Annotated in this window: 17 protein-coding genes and 1 tRNA gene; 3 read left to right on the top strand and 15 right to left on the bottom strand. The window is 33.2% G+C overall.

Features of this window, described 5'->3' with window-relative positions:
* Window positions 1-45: 45 nt before the first annotated feature.
* The 3 genes from JF75_RS01985 to JF75_RS01975 are packed head-to-tail and all read right to left on the bottom strand — an operon-like array spanning window position 46 to window position 1,956.
* Window positions 46-501 (bottom strand): hypothetical protein, encoded by a 456-nt coding sequence (locus JF75_RS01985; protein ID WP_046324375.1) that lies wholly within the window; start codon window positions 499-501, stop codon window positions 46-48.
* A complete protein-coding gene (locus JF75_RS01980; protein WP_052724623.1) occupies window positions 498-1,637 on the bottom strand; it encodes a P-loop NTPase family protein in 1,140 nt (379 codons plus the stop codon). Before JF75_RS01980 ends, JF75_RS01985 begins: the two co-directional genes overlap by 4 nt.
* A complete protein-coding gene (locus tag JF75_RS01975; RefSeq protein ID WP_046324373.1) occupies window positions 1,618-1,956 on the bottom strand; it encodes a hypothetical protein in 339 nt (112 codons plus the stop codon). The genes JF75_RS01980 and JF75_RS01975 overlap by 20 nt, the downstream gene beginning before the upstream one ends.
* Before the next feature lie 186 nt (window positions 1,957-2,142).
* Between JF75_RS01975 and JF75_RS01970 the strand changes: the two genes are divergently transcribed.
* A complete protein-coding gene (locus JF75_RS01970; RefSeq protein WP_046324372.1) occupies window positions 2,143-3,318 on the top strand; it encodes a hypothetical protein in 1,176 nt (391 codons plus the stop codon).
* Between the two features lie 292 nt (window positions 3,319-3,610).
* Here the strand turns inward: JF75_RS01970 and JF75_RS01965 are convergent, their stop codons facing one another.
* From JF75_RS01965 to JF75_RS01935, 7 genes are all read right to left on the bottom strand, one after another.
* Complete coding sequence (locus JF75_RS01965; RefSeq protein ID WP_046324371.1) at window positions 3,611-4,831, bottom strand: ATP-grasp domain-containing protein; 1,221 nt, start codon at window positions 4,829-4,831, stop codon at window positions 3,611-3,613.
* A 9-nt stretch (window positions 4,832-4,840) separates the two neighbouring features.
* Window positions 4,841-5,737, bottom strand: coding sequence for a hypothetical protein (locus JF75_RS01960; protein ID WP_046324370.1), 897 nt, complete (start codon window positions 5,735-5,737; stop codon window positions 4,841-4,843).
* A gap of 1 nt (window position 5,738) precedes the next feature.
* A complete protein-coding gene (locus tag JF75_RS01955) occupies window positions 5,739-6,356 on the bottom strand; it encodes an ATP-binding cassette domain-containing protein (protein ID WP_046324369.1) in 618 nt (205 codons plus the stop codon).
* On the bottom strand, window positions 6,349-7,644 hold the full coding sequence (locus JF75_RS01950) for a hypothetical protein (protein ID WP_046331638.1): 1,296 nt from the start codon (window positions 7,642-7,644) through the stop codon (window positions 6,349-6,351). Before JF75_RS01950 ends, JF75_RS01955 begins: the two co-directional genes overlap by 8 nt.
* Before the next feature lie 15 nt (window positions 7,645-7,659).
* Window positions 7,660-8,865: an MFS transporter gene (locus JF75_RS01945; RefSeq protein ID WP_046324364.1), complete on the bottom strand. Its 1,206-nt coding sequence runs from the start codon at window positions 8,863-8,865 to the stop codon at window positions 7,660-7,662.
* A gap of 1,173 nt (window positions 8,866-10,038) precedes the next feature.
* Window positions 10,039-10,111, bottom strand: a tRNA-Thr gene (locus JF75_RS01940).
* 67 nt (window positions 10,112-10,178) lie between these two features.
* Window positions 10,179-10,937 carry an NADPH-dependent oxidoreductase gene (locus JF75_RS01935; protein WP_046331637.1) on the bottom strand — a complete coding sequence of 253 codons (759 nt, stop codon included), beginning with the start codon at window positions 10,935-10,937 and terminating at the stop codon, window positions 10,179-10,181.
* Between the two features lie 140 nt (window positions 10,938-11,077).
* Here JF75_RS01935 and galE point away from each other — a divergent pair, with 140 nt between their 5' ends.
* A complete protein-coding gene (gene galE / locus JF75_RS01930; RefSeq protein ID WP_046331636.1) occupies window positions 11,078-12,070 on the top strand; it encodes a UDP-glucose 4-epimerase GalE in 993 nt (330 codons plus the stop codon).
* 37 nt (window positions 12,071-12,107) lie between these two features.
* Here the strand turns inward: galE and JF75_RS01925 are convergent, their stop codons facing one another.
* Window positions 12,108-12,656, bottom strand: coding sequence for a GNAT family N-acetyltransferase (locus tag JF75_RS01925; protein ID WP_046331635.1), 549 nt, complete (start codon window positions 12,654-12,656; stop codon window positions 12,108-12,110).
* A gap of 185 nt (window positions 12,657-12,841) precedes the next feature.
* Here JF75_RS01925 and JF75_RS01920 point away from each other — a divergent pair, with 185 nt between their 5' ends.
* A complete protein-coding gene (locus JF75_RS01920; RefSeq protein ID WP_046331634.1) occupies window positions 12,842-14,212 on the top strand; it encodes an amino acid permease in 1,371 nt (456 codons plus the stop codon).
* Between the two features lie 118 nt (window positions 14,213-14,330).
* Here JF75_RS01920 and JF75_RS01915 read toward each other — a convergent pair whose 3' ends face one another.
* The 4 genes from JF75_RS01915 to JF75_RS01900 are packed head-to-tail and all read right to left on the bottom strand — an operon-like array spanning window position 14,331 to window position 17,479.
* A complete protein-coding gene (locus JF75_RS01915; protein ID WP_046331633.1) occupies window positions 14,331-14,693 on the bottom strand; it encodes a DUF956 family protein in 363 nt (120 codons plus the stop codon).
* Window positions 14,694-14,699: 6 nt separating this feature from the next.
* Window positions 14,700-15,614 (bottom strand): PTS system mannose/fructose/sorbose family transporter subunit IID, encoded by a 915-nt coding sequence (locus JF75_RS01910; RefSeq protein ID WP_046331632.1) that lies wholly within the window; start codon window positions 15,612-15,614, stop codon window positions 14,700-14,702.
* Window positions 15,615-15,641: 27 nt separating this feature from the next.
* Complete coding sequence (locus JF75_RS01905) at window positions 15,642-16,451, bottom strand: PTS mannose/fructose/sorbose transporter subunit IIC (RefSeq protein ID WP_046331631.1); 810 nt, start codon at window positions 16,449-16,451, stop codon at window positions 15,642-15,644.
* A gap of 17 nt (window positions 16,452-16,468) precedes the next feature.
* Window positions 16,469-17,479, bottom strand: a complete 1,011-nt coding sequence (locus tag JF75_RS01900) for a PTS sugar transporter subunit IIB (protein ID WP_046331630.1) — start codon at window positions 17,477-17,479, stop codon at window positions 16,469-16,471.
* Window positions 17,480-17,610: the final 131 nt, after the last annotated feature.

Genomic DNA, 17,610 nt, shown 5'->3' with positions numbered 1-17,610 from the left:
TGCCATTCTTTTTGTCTTGAGGACAAAGCTGGCACCTTGCTTCTATTAAATTCTTGTACCGGTTAAAACAAACTGATCATGATAATAGTCTGGTCTACTTACAAAACGATAATTGTCTAAATTATCCATTAAAAATAATCTAAAATCTTCTGAACTAAGCATTTCCCTAATTCGCTTTTTAACTTCTAATTGTGATGATAATTGAAACCAGCGTTTAGTTGGAACTATTATCTGCACACGCCCCTTATTATCAAGGTATTTAACACTAGCCCAACAAACCACTTTGTTAACAGCAGAAATTATTTTATCTGGTTTTTCTGGTTCCATGAGCTTCAATGTTTGTTCTAAAGCAATGGTTTTAGAAATTGATTTACCATAAAATTTCAGAAAATAATGTACGATTAACAGAATTACTAGAATAATCAGCAAAATTACGCTGATCTTGCCAAGCAAAGCAATTAATTTATCAAATAACTTATTAATTAAGTCTATTCCCTTCATGATTCTTCTCCTTTGGTTATTGTCGGCATGGCAAGTGGTTCAATCCCGTAATGTTTACCATCATTAATCTCAATTATTCCCGTTCCTAAGCCGCCAATAGGGATAGACAAGCCATCAATCATTGACGGGAACAAATACTGAACGGTTGCCTTATCTATTCGTCCTAGCAAAATTCTAACGTTCATCTGTGAGCGAATTGGAATAGGCACAATATCATTTCTAGCAATTTGACTAGTAATAATTAAATTAATTAAGCTTTCTCTGCCAAGTAAGGCAATTAATTCTAATTCGCGGTATAAATCTTTAACTTGTCTTGAAGTTGACGCTAAACCCAAAGTTAAGCTGGCCATTTCTTCCAAAACAACAAAAATTGGTGGCACATTGATTTCGTTAGCGTCAGTGCTAATCTTATTTGAAACTTCATAAAGCTTACTTTGCCTTAACTGCATTTCATTAACCACAGCAGCCAATTCCGCATTCACCCTAGTTAGAAAATCTTCTGGTCGATCGCTATCTTCTGGAATTAATAATTTAATTTCAGAGTGTTTTTTAGCATATCTCGCACCATCAGACTTTTTGGGATCAATCATAATAACTTGTGCTGGTTCATCACCATTTTGATTAGTTAAACGACTAATTATTTCTTCTAAATAACGTAAGGCATAGCTTTTACCGCTACCTGTATTACCGCTAATAATCCAAGTGGTGGCATTCCTGCCAACAGTTAATCCCCGCATCAACGGTATTTCCTTATTTAAATCATAGTCAGCCACAATTTTAGTAATTGTGCCGACGAAACGTTGTTTCTTACCCTTGTAACCTGGAAAATAAAAACCCCTAGCTGTTGCTAATTGTTCACCGTCCACTTCTACTAATTGCATGGAAGTAGGTCTAACACAGGTATATTCAGGGAAAACAGCTGCCGAAATAATATCGTAAATACGATAATAAGTATCAGTATTTAATACCAAATTTGTTGGGTAGCGCGGAATAAACAAGAAACCATACGGCTCCTTAATTACTTCTAAGACCAGATAAGATTGCTTAATTGTACTTGCTTCATCAGATAAGACACTATCAAGCACATTTTCAATGTAATTACAGATAGTTGTATGCTTACCCTGCAATGATCTCATCTCCTTTAATGGAAACCTGAACATAGCCCCGTTGATTAGCCCACAGATTGACTTGATCATTCTTAATAGAACTCTTATCAAAATCGATCATTTTACCAGCTTTCAAATCACCAACTTTTTTAAGCTTAAAGTTTAGCATTTGGCCATTATTAACATTATTTTTATCAACCGTGATTGCCATTCTTACTAGATAAGGATATTCAGCAACATCTTTGGCATTATCATACTTTTCACTGGCTTTACGTTCGCTTATACCTGTAATAATTGCGGTGATACCAGTTAATACTTGTTTTGCTGTTAAATTTATTTTGATTGTCATACTTATCTCCAATCTAATCGCTTTTTTACATGCGCTTACATAATTAGGTGTAAAATTTTATTTACACCCATATCAAATACTGAAGATGTCTTTGATTGCAATCAGATTTAATCTTCACAATTGAGTATATGCCTTTTAATCAAGAAAAAGGTTCCCGAAAAAATTCAGAAAAAAACGGAGTAAAAAATGCCTAAACTACCAAGAATTCCAAGTACATTAGCCGAATTAATCAATAGTTATAAAAAAGAAAAACATATTAGTGATATTCAAGTTATTAAAAAAATCAACAGTCTAATTGAAAACGAAAATGATAAGATTCAATACAAAGTAGATAGATTTCAAAAATTGGGAAAAGCAAAGATATTGATTCCTTCAACTTTTTCAGATTGGACTAATTTAACCTCCAAAAATCCTAAACGTCCTATAAATGGTGTTCAGCGACAAGCTATCGCAAATTTATTAAACAAAGATTATATTGAAACAATTTTCGCTAATGGAGCAGAAATTATTCCATTTATGGATAAAGTCTTTTCATATATCTGCGATGTTTTGACAAAAATTCGCGATACACCAAAAAAACGTAAATTTCCAGAGTTTAAATCTCTTAACCAAGAGACTTTAAAAGAAGATTTAATTAGACGCGGTTATGAACAGATAGCTACGCTAATTGATCCAATATGTACTTATGAAATAGCAAGAAATTTTATAATGTTTGAAACAGACAGGATATTAAGTAACATTCAATTAACTTCAGTTGTGACGTGGCTAAAAATCAATTATGACACTTCTATAGGTAGAGCTGGATTACTAACACCTGAATTATTTAACACAATCAATAGTGGGGAAGCAATTTTTCCAAAATTCTATGCTTTTAACACAAAAGTACCAATAGAGTTACTAAACAAAAGTTACATAGACAATGAGTCAATATATAATTTCTTAATATTAGCAATCAAAAAAATTGAATCTCTTCTATTAAGAAATATCTTTGACGAAAACCAATCCAATTCACTGGACAAAAACTTTAAATTCTTAAGATACAAGAACTTATACAAAAGTTTAAGTAAAGAAATAAATCAGTTAAACACGATGCCTAGAAAAGAAACTAAAGCAATCATTAATTCTGTTATCGGACTAATTAAATCCTTAATAAGTAAAATAGCTAAAATTGGGGTTGAAAATATGGAAATAATAAACAATTCTGGCTACGCTATTCCACCAATTACTTCAATCACATCTGCACATATCATTGTAGGAAAAACACTCTTAAATTCCTCAATTAAAGAGACAGATGAAGAAATTATAATTCTGATAAATAAATTCCAAAATTCTTTTTTTAATACACAAACCCAACACACATAAAATAAAATGCACTACCCCAATAAAAAATGATCTGAACCCTGAAATTAATTTGTCCTAATTTTAGGGTTCAGATCAAAATACTATAATAGTGTATTAATAACAATGTAATTATAGAAATGTATACTTTTTTAGGCTGTACGCTAAACTGCCTAAAAGCTAAATAACTATTTGAATTTAACAAGCTTCAATTAAAAAGAGTTACAATTGATCAAAATTGTAACTCTATAAGAAAAAGTATTTCTTAACTTAACGACATTACTAAAATTAAAACATCGCCTTTTTATTTAAATCGTTATATCTTATTTGGCTTTAACAAATTCAACAATATTTTTTCTTTCTTTTCAAGATCTAATTGAGAAGAATAATTAAAAACAACAGTATAAGCCTGAATAGTCATCCAATTTTCTTCTGTTATGATTACTTTCCGATTATCGAGATAGGATTTTTTAAATAGTATCCAATTAGGAAAATCTAACATATTATTTATTAATTTTTTTTGATTTAGTGAAGAAAAACGTGGTGAAAACGAAATTGAAGTCAGTCTATTACGTAGTTTTAAATTACCCAATATTATAGCGTCTGTTGAACTAGTCAACAATTTAGCATACATTTGTTTAACATCTACATTATATTCTGCCATAATCAGTTCAGGAATATATGCTCCTCCAAATCTTGCTGCTCCCTCACAAAATTTAATTGTTCGTTTTTTAGTATCAACAAACCATTCAAAGTGAAAAGGAATAACCTCTGCATTAGTTGAAACATTGATTAAAATGTTTTTTGCCATCTTTTCTATTTTTTTTATTAATTTTGGATCTTTCTCATACAAATCAGCTGTTTTAACTTTTAAAGGAGCAGTATTTTTTTCAGAATCAGAGATTTTTTCACCATACTGATGAATAGTAACAAAAATATTGCCATTAGTATACAAGCCGTCGCTTGTATACATGCTGGTATAATTTACTTTTTCCTCCATCAAATAATTATTTAACGAGATTGGAATATGATTAAGATCTGACTCTTTATTGACATAGTATTGCCCACGGCTTGAATATAAGGCTCTCGGCTTTAACACTATACCATTCGGGTTTGTTTTTAAAAACTTCTTTGCATTTTCTTTTCCTGTATATTCTGAAAAATTAGGTTCTGGTACAATATTTCCAAGAAATGACCTCATTAATAGTTTGTCTGTCAACAAATATGAAGTAACTGCAGACAAACATTTTTTATTTGATCTAGAATTTCTGTCATTTAGTATGCCACATAATTCTACTAAATTTTCGTCAAAGGTCACACATCCAACATTCTCATTACTTATATTTTTCGAAATATTTTCAACCGCTTCAACAATATTTTCTATAGAAAAATCATCAAGTTCAATTGTGTCGATATAACTTGGAAAAGTTTTTTTCTTATATGTATGAATTATAACCTTAAGATTCTCATTTTTTCGTATAGTTTCTACAAACGTCTTAACACTTTGATAGCCAAATTCATGAATTAATATTATCATTTTTTCTCCTTAAAAATTCGAAAGTACATAGTCTTGAAATCTTTTTCTTCGCTGTAAAGTCTCTTTATCAAATACACCTGAGCTTCTCTGAGGAATAGAAAAATCTACTTTTCCTTTCCATTGCATTGCTCCAGCTGCTCCAATAGAGGTCCCATACTTAGGTTGAATTAAAATAATTATCTTTTTTTGCTTATAAATGCTTACACCATAATTGCAGAAGCAATTGTAATACTTATTTGCTACATCAAGCATTGCAAAATGAATTTCTTGAAGAATAAAAACTAATTTTTCTAAATCAATTTCACAAAACTGCTTCCATTCTGTAATTACATTAATACCAACCCCTAAGCCATATTTTTTGCTTTTTTTGATTCCTATAGATCGTTTATTAAACAAATATTTGAAATAAACACACGCCTCCTCTAGTTTTTTATCAAATTCACTTAGATTAATCTCTTTAATTTTCAATTTATTCAGTTCATAGCTAGAAAAAGTGTTAATATGTAGGTGAAAAGCTGGTAGCGACATTGCTGATTTATTAGAAATATTTGATGAAATATTATAAATTAGTTTTGTGGTTTCAGGATATATTTTAAATTTCTTTTCTAACTTAAAATTCTCTATTTTTTTTTGAATATCAATCCCTGTCTGCAAAATAGTTTTAAATTCTTTTTTATTATTAATAATTTCATCAATCCCATCTAAGCTTGAAAAGGCTAACATAATATCAAATAAAGTATGGGGATGCAGCTTGTCTATTGCAATAATTCCTCTGTGTTTTTGATTTCCTAACTTAATTATTCCTAGTCGTCCACCAAGGAACATTTCATCTTTAATTTCATTTTCTTTATTTAGATCACAAAATTTTATCTCAGGTATATCATATTGACCGATTTTTATTTTCATATTAGAAAGTTATCCTCTTATTTTTAATTTTTATAACTTTATTTGTTAGCAATGCCAAATCGTTTTTATTATGACTAACAAATATAAGTGTAATTTTATTATTTTCTATCCATTTATTAAGAAAAGTAAACAGTTCTCTTCTCTTATTGTCATCTATTCCATTAAAAGCTTCATCTAATATTAAAAGATCTGGTAAACTTAGTAATGCGACACCTACTAAAACTACTTTTCTTTGTCCTCCCGAAAGAGTGCCATATTTCTGCTGGAATAAACTGTTTAAACCTAATTGATCAATTATGAAATTTCCTTGTATATCACTGATTTTAGATAAATGTTTAGCTCTTCTAATTATATAATTAACCCCAAGCCAATTTGGGAATTCATCAAATTGTGGAACAAAAAACGTTCTATTAAAATTGTTTTCTATTATTCCATCGAATTTTTTATCTAAACCAGCTAGCATATTTAAGAACGTCGTTTTGCCAATTCCAGAGTTTCCTACAATACCCATTCTGTCCCTATACTTAATACGAAATTGCTCGCATTCAAATAAAACTTCATTACCCACATATTTTTTTAAGTCGTTTATTATTATCTCTTTTTTCTTATATTTATACATTTTTTAATTTCTTTACTAAATATCCAATACTGTCTATGAAAGCTCTTCCTATTTCACCGCAACCTATTATTATTATCAAATAAACAATCATTTGGGGAAAGTCTAAAATTGAAAAGGATTGCCACAATCTGAATCCAACACCAGTTGTTCCTGACAGAACCTCAGCAGTTACAACAGTAGTCCAACTAGATGAAAAGCTATACGATATTGAAGTCGGGAGATAATGTAAAAAATAAGGTATCGAAACTACAAAATCGCTTATTATATTTCTTTTATAAAATAATGCAATATAATATTTATTCCAAGAAGATATTTTTCGGATAATTGATATATTATAATCAAACGTTCCAAGAAAGCTAGATATAGATATTATCAATAAAATACTCGATTCTGTATCAGGAGTAATTAAGATTACTAAAGGAATTAAAGCAATAATTGGAGCATGTGCAAAGATTCCTACGATTCCTTTTAATACCTTTCCAAAAGCCTTTAATTTAACTGCTAATAATGAAAAAAAAATGCTAAATATTTCGCCAACGCTACCACCAATTAAAATTCTTGTAAACGTACTTAAAAGATCTTTATTAGTATCTTTCACAAATTGCTTTTCTTTTTCATTATTACTATTTTTTTCCTTAAAATTACCATATGCTGTTTCTAAGCCACCATATTGATTTGTATAAATTTGTTCGGCTTCTTTATTAGTAATCAACCCTTTTCTTTTCTTTTCAGAGAGAGAAACTTTCAATTCAATTGCATCTGTTAAAATAGAGTGTGAGTCTCCCAACAGCCAATTAAATGCATCAGTACCAAAGTTTTGTTCACTTTGAAGAAATTTTTTAATGGCATAATGTAGACCTTCTTCAATTTGAACCAAATTTATACCATAAATTTCATTTAAAGCACAAAAATGTAATTTAATTAATGTATGACATAATATTTTAGGACTATCAGAGTTCAAGTCCCGTTGAGCTATCGATTTTAGAAGTTTTTTTAGTTCTGTTTTGGGAAATTCTATGTAATGATTCAATCCGATTAAAAAAGATCTATCTTTTTCAAGAAATTTATTACCTACATATTCCTGGAGAAAGTTCCACTCTTTTTCCGGTGCATAAGCTTGAAAAATTCCATCTCTGTAAATTGAAATAATATTTCTAAACCGTACTGGATTAATTTCTAAATCAACTTGACTGTACAGATCTTGTAAAAATTCCACATCTATCATTTTGTCCACATTTCTGTGATTAATAATTTTATAATTATCATTTACTGTATTTGAAAATAACATTATTTATCCTTTCACTTAATCTAAATGATGTGAGTTAAAAAATATAAGACCAAACTTCATCAGCACAAAAACAATAAACTCTCCAAAACCGATTATAATAAAAGCCGACCAATCTAAAATATTTAAAATTGAAAAAGTATATGTACCTATTGGTGCAAAAAGTGTGGATATTGTAAAAACAGCACCAAAAACCCTACCCATAAATTCATCAGGTATTTCAGATTGAATACCTGAAATCATTTGAATATTAAAAAATGTAAGGCAAAGCATAGCTAATGAAATCAGTAGTAAAATTAATATATTACTAAATTTGAAAATAGATACAAGTAAAGTTGCTAACGACATACCTAATAGGAAATTACTATATCTTTCAGGTGTCAGACTTTTTTTAGATATACCATTCAATAAAGCACCCAAGATATTACCTACTGAAGAGGCAACCAATACATAAGCGTATAAATTTTTGCTGTTACTTATTTTATTAATAAAAGGCAATGTAAAGTTATAACCTGCCAAGAAAAAATTTATTAAGCTACTGGAAATTATGATAATCAGTAACTTTTTATTGTTCCATATATATTGGCTTCCTTCTATAAAAGAACCTATTAAGTTATCTCGTTTTTTTAAATCAATAGCTCTATCATTTACTATAAGTGTTAATCTACATTCAATTAAAGCTGACACAAAAAAACTAAGCGAATTTATAAGCATTCCAATTTTAAAGCCAAATCCATTAATAATTATCATTCCTAGTATAGGAGACAAGACATTTATTACTTCAGAAACTGATTTAGAATACGAATTATATTTATAAATGTTTTTTTTGGATAATAGATCTTTAATAATTGCTTTATATGCAGGACTGTTAAAAGAATAAAGAATTGCAAGAATTATGTTTACAACTATTAAATTCCAAGCTTTTTTAGATGAATAGTTTAAGTAGACTATCAATGTTACAATTCCTGAAAGGATATCTGTATAAATTAATAATTTCTTTCTGTTTTTTTTATCTGCAAAAACGCCACCCACTAAATTGAATAGCAGACCAGCTATTGCTTCCCCCCCTTGATACAATCCCATATAAAGATTTGTGTTATTACTTAATCCTGAAATTACAAGTTGATTAGCGTAATCAAAAATTTGTGTACCAAAACTATTTGTTTGTCCACTTATCAATAAGTTTATTATGTTTGCTTTTTCTATATTTGTTTTCTTTTTCATCTATTTCTCCTTAGTAAATACTTAACAGAGTATAAATTAAATTAATTAAAAAGTAAATGATAACTTTCATATTTTTATAAAATATAATTTACCATTTTTATAATTATTTGTAATGAAATTATTAACAACTGATAACACATACGAAGCTCAATTGCTAATATTTCAGAAAACAAATTTTATAAAGCTTAATTTAAATACTGGTAACATCTAAAACTATTTTCAAAAAAATAAAGATATATCTTAGATTTGAATGAAACATTTTGGTGACATATACCTATTCTATGAGTACGGAATACTTGCCTGCTTTTATAATCATAAAAAGTACAAATATGTTAGCAACTACTGTGCTATTGTTTAAAAAATTTCACAAATAAATTGATAAAAATCAAGACAGTATAAAAACTATCACATTGAATAGTGATCTAGAATTCACTGATATGGTCAAAATACAAAATTTATTTTATACACTCATATTACTCATAGGAACTAAGAGATAGCTAAAACTATAATTTTATTTTATATCAAACTAATTCATTTATTATGATGCTCTCTCTTTTTATTTTGTTTATACATTAAGAATCTTTAGAGAGATTCCGTAAATCTCTTCCAACTATTTATCTTAGAACTTAATTCAGCCTCATTAGCAACTTGTTGCATAACTAACTTAATATTGTTGAACACGATGCTCATCAAAATCTATTAAATAAACATAACATGGGTATAACTCTATAACTTAGTCAAAAAATAAGGCTAGTGGAATCCATAATAAATAAAAAATATTTGGAAAGCAGCGATCCTTATTCTTAGCGATTTAATAATTTTTTACTTAGTTATTACTACAACAACTTTAATTGCTGCTAATTTTGTGAGAAACATAAAATTGCGATCGAGCTAAAACAGATAAATTATTAAAGAAAAAGTAATATATCTCCTTAGTCACACTCAGTCACACAAAAAAGCAAGCAATTAAGCCTGCTACATCAAGAGTTATGTTCATTCCTGAAAAATTAATAACGACAAATTTTCAACTTATTTCACATTGTGTGACTAGCAGTGTGACTGACCACAACATTTCACATTAATTTACAACTATTTAAAACACTTCATAACAAGCAAAAGCCCGTCATATCAAGATTGATACAACGGGCTTTAATGCTATATTTGCCTTTGTTATGCTGATTGCCAGAATCGAACTGGCGACCTTTTCTTTACGAGGGAAACGCTCTACCAACTGAGCTAAATCAGCAACTTTCACAACGTTTAAATTATACCAAAACAAAAAAAGTCGTGCAATCGAATGCGCGACTTTTATTTTATTTCCAATCTAGGCAAAGCTCTTGCTTGTGCAACAATTCTGGCAACTCGTCACGATCAATTCTCTTATCGTTTAACTTGTCACCAGTTATTTGCTTGGTAAAAGAATCAATACGTCTATTAGCATCCCTCAAGTCATAGTAAGTGGTAACGACTTGGTCATAGTCTTTCAAGTCTACCACTTTAAAATCACGCGGATACTCATTTTCAAAAGTTGTAAATGCTAGTGGCAAGCGCGGTTTCAATTGCGGCTCTTGATCAGGAATACCCACTTGCATCCCTAACGCTGGAAATGTCAGCTTAGGCAAGTCTAATACGTCTAGCATTTTTAACGGGTGATCATTAATGGTGCCAAGAGGCACATAGCCTAAATTCATACTTTCAACAGCATTAGCCACATTTTGCCAAGCAAGTAATGTGTCATCCATCCCCTGAAAGAAAATGTCAGTGGTATGAACACGTCCGTCATCTTTACCTAACTGGCGGCGAATTTGTTGGTTGCGGTATAAATCCACTACAAAGACAAACAAATCACCTTCAGCACCAACATATTTTTGTCCGCACAATTCTCTGATTTTTGCCCTTTTACCTTCATCAGTAATATGAAGCATTGTTGCATTTTGCATAAACATGCTGGTCGCTGTATGTTGAAAAACGGTGTACAAAGTATTTAATTGTTCTGCACTTAGTGTTTGATCTTTAAATTTTCTGATAGAGCGATGATTAATTTGCTGGTTAATTGTGGAATTATGAATCATTTTGATACTTCTTTCTTGCTATCTTACTAAAAGTAACTTTATTGCAAAATGATTTTACTGTCAATAATTGTCTTTTAAATTAACAGACTGTGCTAAAATTTAGACAGAAGATCATTACCATATAATAATTGGAGGAATTTATGCGCGTTTTAGTTATCGGCGGTGCCGGGTATATTGGCTCAGTAGCTGTAAAGAAATTAATTGAACAAAATAATGATGTTGTTGTCCTTGACGCTTTGTACACTGGACACAGAAAGGCAGTCAACCCTAAAGCCAAGTTTTACCAAGGAGATATTGAAAACAAGTTTTTAGTCAGTCAAATATTGCGTCAAGAAAAAATTGAGGCAGTTATGCACTTTGCCGCTTATTCTTTAGTGCCTGAATCCGTGCAAAAGCCACTGAAATACTATGATAATAACGTTTCAGGTATGATCGCACTCCTGGAGGCCATGAAAGATGCCGATGTAAAATACCTCGTCTTTTCTTCTAGCGCTGCCACATACGGCATCCCTAAGAAATTGCCAATTACTGAAGATTCACCGCTTAATCCGATTAGCCCTTATGGCGAAACCAAAGTAATGATGGAAAAAATCATGCATTGGGCAGATAAAGCTGATGGTATCAAATCAATTGCACTGCGCTATTTCAACGTTGCTGGTGCTGCAAGTGATGGGTCAATTGGAGAAGATCACTCTCCGGAAACGCATTTAATTCCTAATATTTTAAAAAGTGCTGTCAGTGGCGATGGTAAATTTACTATTTTTGGTAATGACTACGACACTAAAGATGGCACTAATGTCAGAGATTACGTTCAAATCGAAGATCTCATCGATGCGCATGTACTGGCACTAAAATACTTAGTTAAAACCAACAAATCCGATGTTTTCAACCTCGGAACTGCTCACGGTTATTCCAACTTAGAGATCTTACAGGCGGCTCGTAAAGTTACCAATATTGAAATTCCATATACTATGGGACCACGACGTGCAGGAGACCCTGACAGTTTAGTTGCCGATTCAGCTAAAGCCAGAACTATTTTAGGCTGGCAGCCACAACACGAGAACGCTGAAGATGTAATGGCAAGTGCATGGAAATGGCACCAAACACATCCTCAAGGATATGCAGACAAATAACAAAATTGCTGGTAAATTTTACCAGCAATTTTTTTGATTAGTTTTTAGGGTTAAATGTAATATATAACTCCATATCACAGAACTTGCCGTGATACTTGACTTCATCTTTAAGCCTGGCCACATATTCAAATTGCAGCCTCTCTGCAATGGCTCTACTAGGTTTATTATTATGATCTGCCAGTAATTTAATACTGTGTAATCCAAACTGGTTGAATGATACGTCTACTAACTTTTTAACGGCCTGAGTCATGATTCCGTTACCCTGATATTTTTGCCCCAGCCAATAGCCAATTTCGCCGCTTTCATTTTTTAACTTAATATTGTGCAGGTCAACCATTCCCGCTGGTTTGCCATTGACAAGAACAACTAGTACCAGTTTCTTATAATTAGCGGTGTCAACTCGCATTGCCTTAATAAAATCAACTTCATCTTTGACACTCGTAATCTTACCTGCCCAAGGTAAAAAATGTGCCAGCTGATCACGGTCATGGACAATAATTTCGTATAAAGCTTCCGCATGACTGACTTCCGGTAATACCAAACTAATATCCAAGTTATTAACAGTAAATTGGCCAATGGTAAACATTAAATCTTCCTCCTTAATTTATTTTTAATAAAATATATGATACTACAATTTGTCTTTAAATAAAGCCCTTTTTAACATAACAAAACTTACAATTTGACCAAATTTTATTTTGTTAAAAACATACGCTTTTGTATAATGCTATAATTTAATAATGTAACTAATTTTTAAGTATTTGGAGTGATTTAATGAGCGAAGAAGAAGAAAATAACGGTTCTGGTTACGAACGAACCTTGACAAACGCGCATATTCAATTGATTGCCCTGGGTGGGACAATTGGTACAGGTTTATTTCTAGGTGTAGGTAATAGCATTAGACGAGCCGGTCCTAGCGTCATTTTAATTTATGCCATTGTCGGTATTTTCTTATTTCTACTTATGCGAGCTTTAGGTGAGCTCATAATTTCAGACTTATCTAAGCATACCTATATTGACTTTATCGAAAAGTACTTGGGTAAAAACACCGGATTCATCTCAGGCTATCTTTACTGGATTAGTTGGGTTACCTTGGGTATGGCAGAAATGACAGCCTTGGGAATATATTTTCAATACTGGTTTCCCCATTTGCCTACGTGGGTACCTGGTTTAGTAACCATAGCTGTTTTGCTATTTATCAATTTGCTTTCTGCCCGTCTTTTTGGCAATCTGGAGTTTAGTTTTGCCATAATTAAAATTGTGACCGTTATTGCCTTCGTGATTTTAGTGGCCTACTTGTTAATAACTGGTGGCAAGACCTCTTTTGGACCCGTTACTCTTGCTAACCTTTCCACACATGGTGGCTTTTTTGCTAAAGGCGGCACCGGGTTCTTTTCCGGTTTTCAAATGGTTATCTTTAGCTTTGTTGGCGTTGAATTAGTCGGATTAACTGCTGCCGAAGCGCAAAACCCCAAAGTAACAATTAGAAAGGCTATTAATGAGGTCCCAATGCGTATCATTTTATTCTATGTGCTGGCCATTATTGCTATTTTAGTAGTGATTCCCTGGAATAAAGTGGCTACTAATTCTAGTCCGTTTGTGCAGACCCTAGCGGCAACTGGCATCCGCAATGCCGGCTCAATTATCAATTTTGTGGTTATTTCTGCTGCTGTTTCCTCGACTAACAGTATTTTATACAGTGCAGGCAGATTGCTATTTTCTGTTACTTTTAACGGTAAGGGCAAATTTAACCAGACATTTGGTCATCTGAGAAGGCAATTGCCCCAGAATGCTTTGACCTTATCAGCCTGCCTAATGGCCTTAGCACCATTTGTTATCATTGTCATCGGCAATGAGGCATTTAATTTTATTTCTTCAACCTCTACCAGTATGTTTTTAATTATTTGGTGTCTAATGCTTTTAACCCACATTGCCTACCGCAAAAAAACGCCAGCACAAGAATTAACAGATTTTAAAATGCCAGGTTTTCCTTTTTGGGACTACATAACACTGATCTTTTTTATTTTAATGATCATATTGTTGTTAATCTTACCTGAAAACAGAGTATCAATGATTTCAGCACTGTTAATCTTTATAGTCTTGTCAACCCTATCTAAAATTTGGCACGAAGAAAAGAAGGCATAGCAATGCAAGCTTTGAAACAGAAATTGTTGGTGAATTGGGTGTTGTGGAAAAAATAAATATTAAAAGCAAGAATTAAGTAAAAAAATTCCTAGACAATTGATTTTGTCTAGGAACTTTTTTATTTATGCATTATTCTTCTTTTGATTTTTTGCCACAATCCCAGTGCCTGCCGCATTCTATTGGCAGGGACATACTTACGAATAGCGCGCAAAGTTTTTTTATTATTACGTGTTGTAAAAATAAATTTTCCGTTTGCACGAGTGCGAATTTCAAAACGAGGTATATAACGTCCATGGAAATAAACATCCGCCACCACATAAGTAACTTCTGGCCACGGAATCTGAACATAATCAGAGATGTTGCGGTCATTATAGAATTCAAATGCCTTATCTCCGACCATTACTTTACCGTATGTAGATAACGAGCGAAACCAAGTCGCATTTGTCGTTAAATCAACTTTGGTGTTACTTGATTCAACCATTTTAGATTAAAGCACATGCAGAACATGCAAAACGACACCAACAATGAAGATGGCAATAATAATTACGATTGGTGAAACTTTCTTCTTTAGCAGCCACATGCAAAGGAAAGTCAAAAGTAGTCCAGCTAAACCAGGGATTAAACTATCCAAGTTGTTTTGCAAAGTAGTAACTTTAAACTTGGTTAAAGACAAGCCATTTGCCTGATCAATTAAAGCTTGTTGAATACCTTTAGCACCGGCTGGAAGTGAGCCCCAATCAATATAGCCACCCTTTTGGACAGGCGTCTTTGAAACAATCGGAGTGAACTTAATGTTAACCCAGCGTTCAATCAGGGAGCCTAAAACAAACATACCCATCATCGAAGCTCCACGGGTTACCTTTTGCAATAGACCACCAGACATATCATTAGTAATCGCAGAACCAGCCTTGTAGCCAAATTCCTGTGTGTACCACATGAAGGCCAATCTAATTACGTTCCAAATAACGAAGAACAAAATTGGTCCTAAAATGTTGCCTTGAATAGCCATTGAGGCACCTAGAGCACCAACAATTGGCCGTACAGTGTACCAGAATACAGGGTCACCGACACCGGCTAAAGGTCCCATCATTCCAACCTTAACACCTTGAATAGCTTCATCTTCAACTTTGGCTCCATTAGCTTTATCCTCTTCTAAGGCTAAAGTAACACCTAGAATTGGCGATACTAAGTAAGGGTGAACGTTGAAGAAGACCAGGTGTCTCTGCAAAGCAGCTGCCATATCTTCTTTTTTAGGATAAAGTTTTCTCAAAGCAGGAATAAGTGAATATGCGTACCCACCGTTCTGCATTCTTTCGTAGTTCCATGAAGCTTGCAAAAATTGTGAGTGCCACATAACTTTGAAGCGGTCGGCTTTAGTTAATTTTATTTTTTTATCAGCCATTATAAAATCCTCCTCTTAAATATCACTCTAATAGTCATCTATGATATCGCCGAGTGGATCGCCGGTACCCTCATTATCAGAACTTGAACTGCCGTTATTGCCACCTTTTGACTCTAAAGCTAAGTACATGAGCGCCATCGCTAAACCGATTGCACCCAAAGCAATCAAAGTTAGATCTTTAATAGCTGCCAAAGCAAAACCGATGGCAAAGAACGGCCAAACTTCACGACTAGCCATCATGTTGATTACCATTGCGTAACCAACGGCAACAACCATGGCACCACCTATTGACATACCATCACTAAGCCATGCTGGCATTAAGCCCAGCCAGTATCTAACTTGTGAAGCAGGAATAGCTAACAGCAGTGCAGCCGGAATAGCGATTCTCAATCCCTGCAGACAAACATCAAGCCATTGCCACATATTAATTTTACGCCAATCGCCTTTTTTAGCATCGGCATCCATAATGTGGACAATACCAGTAGAAATTGTCCGAACGATCATAGTCAAAAATAGTCCGGCAACGGCCAGAGGCATGGCAATACCAGTAGCCATACCAATGCCCTTTGTTCCTTGACCACTTTGAACCAAAATAATAGCGGAAGCTACTGAAGCCAAGGCGGCATCAGGCGCAACAGCAGCACCGATATTAGCCCAACCCAAGGCTATCATTTGTAAATAACCACCTAGGATAACACCTAAAACCAGATTCCCGGTTACTAGGCCAATTAATGTACAAGCAACCAATGGTTGATGAAATTCCCATTGGTCTAAGATGCCTTCCATACCTGCAAGAAAGGCAACTATGACAACTAAAATCATTTGAATAGCGTTCATTTTTTACTCCTATTCTCTTACTTGTTTTGCTCGTCAAGCAAACTTTGAGCTTTATTTAAAATAGCTTCCATATTGCCTTCTTTATCAGTTGGAACTTTCCGCACATCGTACTTAACTCCCATTTTTTCAAGTTCGTGGAAAGTATCAACATCTTCTTGATTCATAGACAATACATTGTTAGCATTGACATCTCCAACTTTATAGGACATTGAACCAACATTAACTGTTTTAATGTCTACACCTGCTTTTATCACTTTTAAAACATCTTCTGGATTTTCAAAAAGTAGTAAGGCGTGCGTGTTACCAAAACGGGGATCCTTAGCTATCTCAACTAACTTGTTCAACGGTACAGTGTGCGCTTTAACACCTGCAGGTGCAGCTTCACGAATCATGCTTTTACGCATTTCGTCTTTAGCTACATTGTCTGAAACTACGATAACCCGGTCTGGATGCATAGTTGGTATCCAACCAGTAGCCACTTGGCCGTGTAATAATCGTGAATCGATCCGAGCTAAAACAAATTTAATGTGACCATCACCAACAACAGTGCCTTCCGGGATAGTCTTCTTTTTAGCTGAAGATGCTGTTTGTGCCTGCGGTTTTGTACCTGCAGTTTCCTTTGGCATTAATTCTGCCGGCTTGGTTTTAATACCATCTTTTGCTGGCTCAACAACAGCTGTTGCAATTTGATGAGCGGTAATGTCAGGGTTTGTCATCCTCTGAGTTAGAGCTTCAACAACCATTGGTAAATTCATACCAGTGACAACTGCCCAATTAGGATGCTTTTCAAGCAGAGTATTAGCTTGATTAAACGGCGTACCTCCCCACAAATCAACTATTAACAGTACTTCATCCTGATTTTCAAATGAAGTTATTGCTGTTTCCATTTTGCCCCTTATATCATCTGGCCCTTCATCAGGCTTTAAAATGACATGAGCAAAATTGTCTTGTTCGCCAAACAGCATTTGCGCAGACTGCGCAATTCCATCGGCAAATCCACCATGGCTGGCTAAAACAATTCCTACCATGAGATTTCCTCCTTTAGATAAAATGTATCCGCTAATATTGTACCGTGAAACAGGCTCTGTGTCACTTTCTCTAACTATTGCCTAACATTTTTCTAATATATTAAAACTAGCCTTTTATGGTTAATGAATAG

The sequence above is a fragment of the Lactobacillus kimbladii genome (assembly GCF_000970755.1).
Taxonomy (GTDB): domain Bacteria; phylum Bacillota; class Bacilli; order Lactobacillales; family Lactobacillaceae; genus Lactobacillus; species Lactobacillus kimbladii.
The sequence above is the reverse complement of the archived record's forward strand: the minus strand, read 5'-3'. Positions and strand labels throughout refer to the sequence as shown.

Excerpts from the sequence above, each read along its gene's own strand:
- JF75_RS01985 (WP_046324375.1), bottom strand. The coding sequence starts at position 501 with ATGAAGGGAATAGACTTAATTAATAAGTTATTTGATAAATTAATTGCT.
- JF75_RS01980 (WP_052724623.1), bottom strand. The coding sequence starts at position 1,637 with ATGAGATCATTGCAGGGTAAGCATACAACTATCTGTAATTACATTGAA.
- JF75_RS01975 (WP_046324373.1), bottom strand. The coding sequence starts at position 1,956 with ATGACAATCAAAATAAATTTAACAGCAAAACAAGTATTAACTGGTATC.
- JF75_RS01970 (WP_046324372.1), top strand. The coding sequence starts at position 2,143 with ATGCCTAAACTACCAAGAATTCCAAGTACATTAGCCGAATTAATCAAT.
- JF75_RS01965 (WP_046324371.1), bottom strand. The coding sequence starts at position 4,831 with ATGATAATATTAATTCATGAATTTGGCTATCAAAGTGTTAAGACGTTT.
- JF75_RS01960 (WP_046324370.1), bottom strand. The coding sequence starts at position 5,737 with ATGAAAATAAAAATCGGTCAATATGATATACCTGAGATAAAATTTTGT.
- JF75_RS01955 (WP_046324369.1), bottom strand. The coding sequence starts at position 6,356 with ATGTATAAATATAAGAAAAAAGAGATAATAATAAACGACTTAAAAAAA.
- JF75_RS01950 (WP_046331638.1), bottom strand. The coding sequence starts at position 7,644 with ATGTTATTTTCAAATACAGTAAATGATAATTATAAAATTATTAATCAC.
- JF75_RS01945 (WP_046324364.1), bottom strand. The coding sequence starts at position 8,865 with ATGAAAAAGAAAACAAATATAGAAAAAGCAAACATAATAAACTTATTG.
- JF75_RS01935 (WP_046331637.1), bottom strand. The coding sequence starts at position 10,937 with ATGATTCATAATTCCACAATTAACCAGCAAATTAATCATCGCTCTATC.
- galE (WP_046331636.1), top strand. The coding sequence starts at position 11,078 with ATGCGCGTTTTAGTTATCGGCGGTGCCGGGTATATTGGCTCAGTAGCT.
- JF75_RS01925 (WP_046331635.1), bottom strand. The coding sequence starts at position 12,656 with ATGTTTACCATTGGCCAATTTACTGTTAATAACTTGGATATTAGTTTG.
- JF75_RS01920 (WP_046331634.1), top strand. The coding sequence starts at position 12,842 with ATGAGCGAAGAAGAAGAAAATAACGGTTCTGGTTACGAACGAACCTTG.
- JF75_RS01915 (WP_046331633.1), bottom strand. The coding sequence starts at position 14,693 with ATGGTTGAATCAAGTAACACCAAAGTTGATTTAACGACAAATGCGACT.
- JF75_RS01910 (WP_046331632.1), bottom strand. The coding sequence starts at position 15,614 with ATGGCTGATAAAAAAATAAAATTAACTAAAGCCGACCGCTTCAAAGTT.
- JF75_RS01905 (WP_046331631.1), bottom strand. The coding sequence starts at position 16,451 with ATGAACGCTATTCAAATGATTTTAGTTGTCATAGTTGCCTTTCTTGCA.
- JF75_RS01900 (WP_046331630.1), bottom strand. The coding sequence starts at position 17,479 with ATGGTAGGAATTGTTTTAGCCAGCCATGGTGGATTTGCCGATGGAATT.